Genomic DNA, 1,555 nt, shown 5'->3' with positions numbered 1-1,555 from the left:
CAGGGACAGCTGGCGAGCCATGTGATTCTCCTAAACATGTATTTCTTATGCATCTATACGGCGCTATACATGCAAAGCAAATACTTGTATTTATGTCCTATGAAATTGAGCCGCTACACCGACTATTCCCTTCGTGCGTTGATCTATCTCGCAGCGAGCGACGGCAGGCTGGTATCGATCCGCCAGATCGCCGAGGTCATGACATTTCTCAGAACCACCTGATGAAGATCGTTCAGGACCTCGGGAGCGCAGGATTTATACGGACTACCCGAGGCAGACAGGGTGGACTGCAGCTGGCGCGCCCGGCCATCGAGATCACCATCGGCCAAGTCGTCCGACACACCGAAGGTGACGACCCCCTGGTGGATTGCAGCACATGCCGTATCTCCCAGGGCTGCGGGTTGCCTGCCGTGATCTCGCAAGCGAGAGAGGCGTTCATGTGTGTTCTGGACACCTGCCGTCTGTCGGATGTGGCTCGGATGCCCGGCGCGTTTCAGCATCTGTTCACGGTTCAGGACCGCTCATAGGGCCACGCTTTCGGAGCCCTTGGGCTGGAGTCATCTATAACAGAAGAACCGCTCTGCATAAAATCTTTGCATTCATACAGAAGCTGCGTTTTTGACGCGGTGAAACCTGAGTATAGCCGAGCGTATTCGTATCGTTCAATGTGCCTGTGATGTATTACCTCGGTCCTCAAAGGTTCTTACATCAGGATCGTCAGGGGCGTGCTGCCCCTGACGATCGTGTCATTAGTTCCCCAGGTAGGTCGAGTACCCAAAGGGGCTGACGAGAACGGGGACGTGGTGTTCCCGGTCTGCATCCTGAACCTGAAAGATGACGTCGATTTCAGGGAAAAATGGCGTCTGTCCCAGATCCGCATAATTCGACAGGTCGAAAGCCAGCCGATATGTCGCGACCTCCGTCTCGATATCGAAGCCCTCGACCCGACCGTTTTCACCCGTGGTAGACGTCCCGATCTCGGTCCAGGTGTCTCCCTCTTTCATTTCCAGCGTCACAGGAATACCGGCACCGCCGGTCCCGGTGGAAATGTTCAGAACATGCGTGGAGATATCCTCCGCCTGTGCAAGACCGCTCAGGCCAAATGCGGGGATCAGGGCTAGCAAGCAATTACGCAACATTATGTCGTCTCTCTTTCAGTCTGCGGTATATCAGCAGGATGGCTGATATATCGTTCGCAGTAGGACGCGGGACTTCGGCGACCTGCCTCGTACAGACCGCCAACGCCCTTAGTGTCCAAGTAGATTTTCTAGGAAGCAACAGGGGTTTGTTAACGATCCGGGGCGGCAAGGTTACACCTCGATAGAATGGCAATCATATCGATTCATGTCGCGCAGTGGGGCCACCTTGCTAGTTGTTTTTCCTGAAAAGGCGTTCCGACTCACGACGCTGAATAAACCAATGAAATCTAATACTTAAATCGTATAGAGTTACATAACCCGGATTATTACAGATCTAAGTGTAGAAGCAAAGTAGAATTGTCGCGAACTGGCAAAGTTGATTTGTCGCCTCTGCCCTGAAGGCTGACGCTGCGCTG

2 protein-coding genes and 1 pseudogene are annotated in these 1,555 nt (G+C 53.3%); 2 read left to right on the top strand and 1 reads right to left on the bottom strand.

Going from position 1 to position 1,555, the window contains the following annotated elements:
• Positions 1–222 (top strand): annotated as a pseudogene (locus FHD67_RS20800) (hypothetical protein); the annotation flags it as partial.
• Positions 222–527: an RrF2 family transcriptional regulator gene (locus tag FHD67_RS21270; protein ID WP_218062374.1), complete on the top strand. Its 306-nt coding sequence runs from the start codon at positions 222–224 to the stop codon at positions 525–527. The pseudogene FHD67_RS20800 and the gene FHD67_RS21270, both read left to right, overlap by 1 nt.
• Before the next feature lie 222 nt (positions 528–749).
• Here FHD67_RS21270 and uraH read toward each other — a convergent pair whose 3' ends face one another.
• A complete protein-coding gene (gene uraH, locus FHD67_RS20120; protein ID WP_246071372.1) occupies positions 750–1,124 on the bottom strand; it encodes a hydroxyisourate hydrolase in 375 nt (124 codons plus the stop codon).
• Positions 1,125–1,555 lie beyond the last annotated feature (431 nt).

The sequence above is a fragment of the Paracoccus haeundaensis genome, assembly GCF_006239215.1.
GTDB lineage: Bacteria > Pseudomonadota > Alphaproteobacteria > Rhodobacterales > Rhodobacteraceae > Paracoccus > Paracoccus marcusii.
Note: the sequence above shows the minus strand (reverse complement) of the source record. Positions and strands in the feature narration are given on the sequence as shown.